The sequence below is a fragment of the Micromonospora sp. WMMB235 genome (assembly GCF_001855515.1).
In the GTDB taxonomy this organism is placed as follows: Bacteria; Actinomycetota; Actinomycetes; order Mycobacteriales; family Micromonosporaceae; genus Micromonospora; species Micromonospora aurantiaca.
The window spans coordinates 250,574-258,033 of sequence record NZ_MDRX01000001.1 but is presented as its reverse complement, the minus strand read 5'-3'; the positions used below and the strand labels follow the sequence as shown (position 1 = coordinate 258,033).

Annotated in this window: 8 protein-coding genes; 7 read left to right on the top strand and 1 reads right to left on the bottom strand. The window is 74.8% G+C overall.

The window, feature by feature from the left end:
• Positions 1 to 39 precede the first annotated feature (39 nt).
• The 6 genes from BFV98_RS01000 to BFV98_RS00975 all read left to right on the top strand — a co-directional run bounded on the left by BFV98_RS01000 (position 40) and on the right by BFV98_RS00975 (position 4,185).
• Positions 40 to 363, top strand: coding sequence for a YrhB family protein (locus BFV98_RS01000; RefSeq protein WP_013286993.1), 324 nt, complete (start codon positions 40 to 42; stop codon positions 361 to 363).
• Positions 364 to 425: 62 nt separating this feature from the next.
• Positions 426 to 791: a hypothetical protein gene (locus BFV98_RS00995; protein ID WP_071094450.1), complete on the top strand. Its 366-nt coding sequence runs from the start codon at positions 426 to 428 to the stop codon at positions 789 to 791.
• The gene (locus BFV98_RS00990) at positions 788 to 1,288 is read left to right on the top strand and encodes a type VII secretion system-associated protein (RefSeq protein WP_047890713.1); all 501 of its coding nucleotides are present in this window, start codon (positions 788 to 790) and stop codon (positions 1,286 to 1,288) included. Before BFV98_RS00995 ends, BFV98_RS00990 begins: the two co-directional genes overlap by 4 nt.
• Positions 1,285 to 2,205 carry a hypothetical protein gene (locus BFV98_RS00985; RefSeq protein WP_071094448.1) on the top strand — a complete coding sequence of 307 codons (921 nt, stop codon included), beginning with the start codon at positions 1,285 to 1,287 and terminating at the stop codon, positions 2,203 to 2,205. Before BFV98_RS00990 ends, BFV98_RS00985 begins: the two co-directional genes overlap by 4 nt.
• A 127-nt stretch (positions 2,206 to 2,332) precedes the next feature.
• The gene (locus tag BFV98_RS00980) at positions 2,333 to 3,289 is read left to right on the top strand and encodes a hypothetical protein (protein WP_071094446.1); all 957 of its coding nucleotides are present in this window, start codon (positions 2,333 to 2,335) and stop codon (positions 3,287 to 3,289) included.
• Positions 3,286 to 4,185 (top strand): GlcNAc-transferase family protein, encoded by a 900-nt coding sequence (locus tag BFV98_RS00975; protein WP_071094444.1) that lies wholly within the window; start codon positions 3,286 to 3,288, stop codon positions 4,183 to 4,185. The genes BFV98_RS00980 and BFV98_RS00975 overlap by 4 nt, the downstream gene beginning before the upstream one ends.
• Here BFV98_RS00975 and BFV98_RS00970 read toward each other — a convergent pair whose 3' ends face one another.
• A complete protein-coding gene (locus BFV98_RS00970; RefSeq protein ID WP_071094442.1) occupies positions 4,186 to 6,183 on the bottom strand; it encodes a S8 family serine peptidase in 1,998 nt (665 codons plus the stop codon).
• Between the two features lie 998 nt (positions 6,184 to 7,181).
• Here BFV98_RS00970 and BFV98_RS00965 point away from each other — a divergent pair.
• Positions 7,182 to 7,457, top strand: coding sequence for an acyl carrier protein (locus BFV98_RS00965; protein ID WP_013287000.1), 276 nt, complete (start codon positions 7,182 to 7,184; stop codon positions 7,455 to 7,457).
• Positions 7,458 to 7,460: the final 3 nt, after the last annotated feature.

The following is a 7,460-nucleotide window of genomic DNA, read 5'->3' as shown; positions in this document are numbered from 1 at the left end:
CATCCCGTCAGACGAACCACGACAGAGAAGGACTACCCGATGAACGCCGACGACGCCCGCACCCGGGCGCAGACCGCGCTGCGCCGGCTGGAGAACCCGGAGCAGCCGCTGACGCTGCTCGCCCCGGACGCACCGGCCGAGTACGAGTGGTGCTGGGTGTACCCGTTCAACACGGTCCGGGCCACCGAGACCGGCGACATCATGGACACGCTCGCGGTGGGCCCGCTGGTCGTGCCGAAGAACGGCGCCGAGCCGTGGGTGGCGCCGTCCGGTCCGCCGCTGGAGCGCTGGCTCAACGAGTACGCCGCGCGGGAGGGACTGCCTCCGGTGCCGGTCCCGGCCGCACCGGACCCGTTCGCCTGAGCCGGACGGACGGCCCGCCGTGACCGTACCGTCGCGGCGGGCCGCCGCCACCTGGAGGAACCATGACCCACAGCGCCGAGCCGCTCGACGTGCTGCTGCACCGGATGATGCGCGGCGACGCCGCGATCGAGCAGGTCCAGTCCGCGCTGCGCGCCTCCCCGCTCGACCTCGCGACGAACGGCGACGGCCGTCCCCTCGTCGTCCGCTCCTTCGACGACCTGCCGTGCGTGATCGTGGCCACCTCGGCCGACGAGCGCGCCCGCACCTTCGCGCCCGGGTGGCGCCGGGTCGAGGCGGCCGAGCTGGCCGAGCTGCTTCCGGACGGCATCGACGTCCTGGTCGACCCGAACCGCCCCGAGCCGGTACGGCTGGCCGCCGCGATCGTCTGGCACGCCCTCCGGTTCGCCGACGAGGACACGGACGGATGAGCGACGACGAGTTCCTGTTCCTGCTCGACCCGCAGTGGCCGGCAGGCGAGGACGACGAACCGCCGTTCGAGGCGGTCGTCGGGGTGTGGCAGGTCGGCGCTGACGGCGAGGTGGGCGAGTTCCGGCGCAACCCGGACTACCGCCCGCACTTCCCGGACTCCCCCACCGACCCGGTCGACGCGCTGCTGCGCCTGGTCGCGGCCGGTGCGGCGCAGCCGGCTCACCTGCGGTCGGTGCTGCGCGCGTCCCCCCTGCACCTGGCCGTGAACGGCGACGGGCGGCCGCTCGTCGTCAGCGCCCCCGGCGACGAGCGGTGCGTGGTGGTCGCCACCGGCGAACCCCACCGGGAGCCGGTGCCGGCGCCCGGGTGGCGGCTGCTGGACCTGGCGGAACTGGCCGGGGTGGCAGGTGACGGTGACGTGCTCGTCAACCCGGGCGGCCCGGCGCCCGCCCGGCTGGCCGCCGCCTTCCTGCACGAGACGGCGGCGACGCGATGAGCACCGGTCTGCTGCACCTGCTCTGCCTGCGTGCCGCGGGCCGGATCCCGGACGGCGACCTCGCCGGCCTGCGTGGCCTGCTCGCCCACGGCGACCACGGCGCCTGCGCCGCACGGCTGCTCGGCGCGTTCCCGCAGTCAGCGGCGGAGATCGCGGTGCTCACCGCGCTGCTGCCCCCGGAGACGCCGCTGCTGCCCGAACCGGCTGCGGACGAGAACGTGGACGCCGAACCGACGGCCCTGTTCGTCCCGTTCCCGCCGGCCGACCTGCCGCTGTACGCGACGGCCGCGCCGCCGGTGGTGGACGAGACAGCCGGTGGCACCGTGGACGACCTCGACCGGGCCCTGCTCGACGTGCTGGACCCGGCGCGCACCGCCGGGGTGTGGCGCTGCTGGCGGATCACCCGAGGGCCGGACGGCACCGTCGACGCCGTGCGGGTCTACCTGGTCGAGGCGACGGCGCCCGACGACGAACTGCCCGCGATCGCCGACCGGGGGCAGCAGGCCCTCGCCGACGCCGGGCACGCCGCGCCGGTCGAGGTGTACCGGCCCGACCTGCCGCTGCCCGCGTACCAGTGGGCGGCCCGGTCCCGGTCCGCGCTGATCTGGGCTCCTCAGCCGCCCGGCGAGGTGCACCTGGCCGCCGACGGGGACGCCCGGCTCCCGGTCGACGACGACGAGATCGCGGCGTTCGTCACCCACCTGCGGTCGGCGCCCGCCCTGACCGCGCACCTGCGCACCGACGGCACCTGGGTCTGGCCGGCCGACGTGGCCGACCGGCTGCTCGACGAGGGCGCGCTGGCCGACGAGGGTCTGCTGCGGTACCTGCGGCGGTGCCGGGCCGACCCGCCCGCGCCCGCCGACGCGGTCGCCGTCCACCGGGCGTTCGCCGCCCTGGTACGCGCGAGGGCGCTCTGACCGGGTGCACGAACGCCTCGGGTCGCGGTGTCCTTCGGGCACGAGCCCCGGCGCTGCGCGGCGCTCCCGTCGGCCGCCGTGGTCGAATGCGCCGACGCCCGCCGACGAGGACGCGAGGAGGCCGGGAATGACGGACCAGGACGAGCTGCACATCGCGCTGCTGCACCTCGGTGGCCGGGTGCCGGACGCGATGCTCGCCGAGGCGCGGCTGCGGCTCGCCGACACCGGCACGGTGTCTCTCCCGGAGCCGCCCGGACCGGTCGACCTGCCGTTCACGTTCGCGTCGGCCGTACCGAATCCGCGTGTCTTCGGTGGCCGGGTGCCGCCACTGGCCGACCTCACCGGCCGCGACGGCCTGATGGACGACACCGACCGGGTCGCGGTCGCCGCGGCCCGGCAGCAGCCCGGCGCGGTGGCGCTGTGGCGCGGATGGCGGATCGCTCCGGAGTGGGCGGCCTCGGTGATCCCGCCCGCGCCGGTCTACGTGCTGGAGACGAACGGGCCGCAGGCGGTGACGGCGGCGACAGTGATGCGGGCACTCGCCGGGGCCGGGATCTCGGCGCCGCTGGTCGAGGTGTACCGCCCCGGCGACAAGCTCCCGCCGTACGCGGCCGCGGCCCGCCGGTCCGGCGCGCTGCTCTGGGCCGGCCGGGACACCGAACCGCTGCGGATCGCCCGCGTCTTCGACGAGGTGGACGACGACGGTGCTCGCTTCGCGCCGGACCGGGAGCGGCTGTCCGGCACCGACCTCGAACGGGCGGCGGCGTACCTGGACGCGGGCACGCCGGTGCTCGCCACCACCGCGCGCGGGCCCGACGTGGTGGAGCCCGGACGCGGCCGGGTCGTGCCGATGACCTACCGCACCGACGGGCGCTGGCTCTGGCCCGAGTCCGTCGCCTACTACCTCCAGGCGTACGGGCTGGCGCCGGAGCCGGACCTCCTGGCCCACATCCGGTCACGTGGTGACCGGCTCCCGGTCACCGACCCCGCCGACGAGCACCGCGCGCTGGCGCTGCTGTTCCAGTCGTACGCCCTCGTCCCGGCGGAGGCGGACGCGGAGGCGGACGCGGAGGCGGACGCGTGACGATCTTCGTGGCGGTCGCGTCGTACCGGGACCGGGAACTGGTGCCGACGGTGCTGGACTGCCTGGCCAAGGCGGCGCACCCGGAGGACGTCCGCATCGGGGTGTGCTGGCAGCACCTCGGCGACGAGGACATCTCCGCCATCCGGGACCTGCCGCAGGTGGACGTGCAGGAGTACGACGCCCGGGACAGCCGCGGCGCCTGCTGGGCCCGGGACAAGACGTTCCAGCAATACCGCGGCGAGGACTGGCTGTTGCAGGTGGACAGCCACACCCGGTTCGCGCCGGGCTGGGACGTGCGGATGATCCGGATGGCGCGGGAGACGGGTGCGGCGAAGCCGGTCCTGACCGCGTACCCGGCGAGCTACGAGCCCGATCAGGAGTTCACCGGCGCGGGCGCGCCCGCCGAGATCGTCGTCAGCGACTGGACGACGTTCGGCGTACCGGTCTTCGGTCAGCGCCTGATCGAGGGGGCCGCGCCCGGCGTACCTCCCAAGCCGGCGCTGTTCCTGGCCGCCGGGTTCCTCTTCGCGCCCGGTTCGTTCGTCACCGAGGTGCCCTACGACCCGGGCATCTACTTCCACGGCGAGGAGATCACCCTGGCCCTGCGCGCCTACACGTGGGGCTACGACCTGTTCCACCCCACCGAGGTGCTGACCTGGCACTACTACATCCGGCAGGACCGGCCGCGGCACTGGAGCGACCACGTCGAGCAGGACTGGTCCCGCTACGAGGAACTGAGCCGTCGCCGGGTGCTCTACATGCTGCACACCCCGCCGGTCGACCGGCTCGGCATCGGGCCGGTACGCACCCTGGAGCAGTTCGTGGCGCACACCGGCTGCAACTTCACCCGGCGCACCTGGACCGACATGCTGGCCCAGGAACTCGTGCTGCTCTGATCAGCTGCCCCGCGCCGGCTCCCCGGCGCCGCTCGACCAGCGGGTCTCGGCGATGGCGGTGGCGAGCCGGTCCAGTTCCGGATGCTGCTGCGCGTACGACGTGACGTGTTCGGCCAGTTCGTGCTGGGACTGCCACCGGACCTTCCCGGCGCGCACCAGCGCCCGGTCCAGCGCGAGCGGGTCGCCGCGCAGGTGACGCCGGACGTCGACCAGGACGCCGGTGAGCGACTGCTCCTGCTCGTCGGTGCCGGGCAGCGCCGTCACCATCGCCGGCAGCGCTGCCACCGTCTCGTCGTCCATGCCCGGCACCAGGCCGATGAGCGCCTTCTCGCGCGCCTCCGGCCGGGTCTCCGCCAGGTACGCCATGCCCGCCTCGTCGGCGGCCAGGTGCCGCAGCGCGGGGTCGCGGCTCAGCTCCGCGACCGCCGCCGTCACGTCCGGGGCGGCGACGGCCGGATCGGTCGGGGGCGGGGCGGCGACGGCCGGATCGGTCCGCGTCGCGGCGGCGTCCGCCGTGACGGTGGGGACGGACGGGGCTGCCGTCCCGGTCCCGGCGGGTGCCGCCTCCGGCCGCCCGGCACCTGTCCGCGCCGACCTGCGGGCGCGCAGGCCCAGCAGGAGGGCGGCGAGCGCCGCCGGCCCGGCGAGCGCCAGCAACGCCGCCCGGCGGCCGATCCCGGTGGAGCCGGACGCCTGCGCGGCCGCCTGTGCCCGGGGCGCCTCCTCGGGCAGCACGGCGGTGACGGAGGCGGTCAGGTCGATCTCCGGCGCGACGCCGCCGGTGGTCTTCGCGGTCTTCAGCACCCGGTTGCGGACCTGCGCCGGGTCGAGATCCGGGTACGCCGACCGGATCAGCGCCGCCTGCCCCGCCACGTACGCGACGGCGAGGTGGGTGCCGGCGCCGTTCACCGGTCGCGCGCCGGTGATGCCGAGGCTGATCACGTCGACGCCGGGTGCGACCACGTCCACGCCGCCGGACCGGTAGCTGTCGGCCGTACCCCCGTCCGGCCCGATCCCGCCGACGCGCAGCACCGCGTCGTTCAGTGGCACGTCCGGGTCCGGTGGCGCCGACTCAGCGGCGGCGCCCACCACGACCACCACGCCGTCGTCGACCGCCTCGTTGACGGCGGACACCACCTCGGCCTGGCCGAGGTCCACCTGCGGCCCGAGCGCGACGACGGAGGCGCCGGAGCCGACCGCCGCCCGGATGCCCGCCACGCTCGCCGCGGTCGAGGCGCCGGGTGTCCGGCCGGCTACCCGGACCGGCATGACCGCCGCGTCCGGCGCGATGCCGGCCACCGCCGACCCCTTCACCGGCTGCGCCACGATCAGCGCGGCCATCGCCGTACCGGTGCCGAGACAGTCGGTGTCACCGCGAGCGCCGCCGGTCGCCCGGTCGACACCCGTCGTCACCCGGCCGGCGAGCGGGGGCAGGCCGCCGGCGACGCCGGAGTCGACGACGGCCACGAGCTGGTCCCGGCCCCGGCTGTGCGGCCACGCCTGGTCGGCGGCGACGCGCGGACCCGCCCACTGTGACCGGGCGCGCGACGTCGCGGCGGTGCGGCACCCCTTCGGCGGGCGGACGGCCGCGTCGCCGTCGGCGGCGGGCTGCCGTCCGGCCGGCGTGGACGCGCCGGGCGCCGGCTTCGCGGCCGGCGGGACGCCCCGGCGGACCTCGCTGCCGTACGCGTCCCACGGCAGCACCAGCACCCAGCCGGCCCGGAGCCGGGAACCGTCGGTGAGGGTGGTGCCGTCCGGCTGGATCCGCCCGGCGTTGAGCGCGAACAGCTCGGCCGCCCGCGCGCCGTCGCCCAGGAACCGCTCCGCGATCTCGGTGAGGTTCTCCGGCTCGCCCTGGTGGGCCGCCTCGACCGTGTAGTACTTGACGTGGTCGCCCTCGGCGCGGGCGGCCGGCGCGAGCGGCGTCAGCGCGAGCACCGCCGACGCGACGACGGCGGCGAGCGCGGCCCGGGCGGCTGCCGGTGCGGTCCGGGTCATCCGCGACCACCTCGGCTGCCGGCGCCGGTCACGGGTGTGGTCCCGGACGTTGCGTGGTGCCGCGAACGCCGGGCGTCCGAACCATCCGTCATCGATCCACTCTTGAGCCCGGTCGAGAAGACTGTCCTTACCAGACGGGCAGGCTAGCATCGCGGATCTCCGATGCACGAAGGGCCGCCGGAGGGTCCGGGCGCGGCATCACCGCGACCCGCTTCGGCGGACGCAGGCGAGAGGCGGCCGCCTCGGGTGCCGCGCCGTTGTGGAATTCCCACCGCGACACATTCTCGTAAACGCGTGATGACGCGTGATCGGAAGGCGGTCAATTCGGTTTCCGACAGCCGGACCGAAGAGACCACTCCGAATCATCCTTTCGATGCCGGCGATTCGCCGAGAACTCATCCGCAAGCGGAGTGACAGCCGCCGGACAGCCGCCGGAAGGACGGTTGGCGAGTTGCGTCACACGGCATCACTGCGGGAAACGACTGTCGGCTACCGGGTAGCGCCACACGCCCTCATGGAGTAATCGCCACGAGCACGCGCCGGCCGGGCGGAGACATCCCGCGACCACCCGTCCGGCCCGGGTGAGCGGCACCTCCGGCCCGGTCCGACCCGGCAGGGTGGACAGATAGCGCGGATCCGGGTACGGACGGCCAGGTCCGACATCGCCGATCCGGACCGGGTCGGCCGGGAACACCGGAAAGGCGAGCCGGCCGCGTCCGCACGAATCGCCGCAGTGCCGCATTTCCGACTGACACGCTCAGTCGTACTGCCGTCACCCGCCGAGTCGGAAAAGCATTGACACCCCCGATCGCGGTTCGGCAAAGTTCCTTCCGCCGACCGCAACCGGAGGACACTTTCCGGCGGCTTATCGCGATCCCCGAAATCCTTTCCGCACCGATCACCATCGCCGGCGGACAACCGTGCGCCCACCCGGGCGATTCCCAGCCCGCTCGCGGGCCGGTTCCGGCCGCCTCCGAACCGAACGAAGGAGCATTTCCGTGCCCATCCAGGAATCCGAGCTCATCGACACCGTCAAGCGCGTGCTCGCCGACGTGACGCACGACGACGCCGTCCTCGAGATGGATCTCGACACCCAGCTCCGCGAGGACCTCGGGATCGACTCGATGACGTCGTTGACGTTCCTCATGGCGCTGGAGGACGCGGTCGACGGGTTCTTCGTGGACGCGACGACGCTGGAGGCCGAGCACTTCCAGACCATCGGCAGCATCTACGAGTACGTCCGGACGCAGCTGAGCACCGCGAAGATCGCCTGACCG

Bases quoted from the DNA above. Each gene is read 5' to 3' on its own strand.
- BFV98_RS01000 (WP_013286993.1), top strand. From the start codon at position 40: ATGAACGCCGACGACGCCCGCACCCGGGCGCAGACCGCGCTGCGCCGG.
- BFV98_RS00995 (WP_071094450.1), top strand. From the start codon at position 426: ATGACCCACAGCGCCGAGCCGCTCGACGTGCTGCTGCACCGGATGATG.
- BFV98_RS00990 (WP_047890713.1), top strand. From the start codon at position 788: ATGAGCGACGACGAGTTCCTGTTCCTGCTCGACCCGCAGTGGCCGGCA.
- BFV98_RS00985 (WP_071094448.1), top strand. From the start codon at position 1,285: ATGAGCACCGGTCTGCTGCACCTGCTCTGCCTGCGTGCCGCGGGCCGG.
- BFV98_RS00980 (WP_071094446.1), top strand. From the start codon at position 2,333: ATGACGGACCAGGACGAGCTGCACATCGCGCTGCTGCACCTCGGTGGC.
- BFV98_RS00970 (WP_071094442.1), bottom strand. From the start codon at position 6,183: ATGACCCGGACCGCACCGGCAGCCGCCCGGGCCGCGCTCGCCGCCGTC.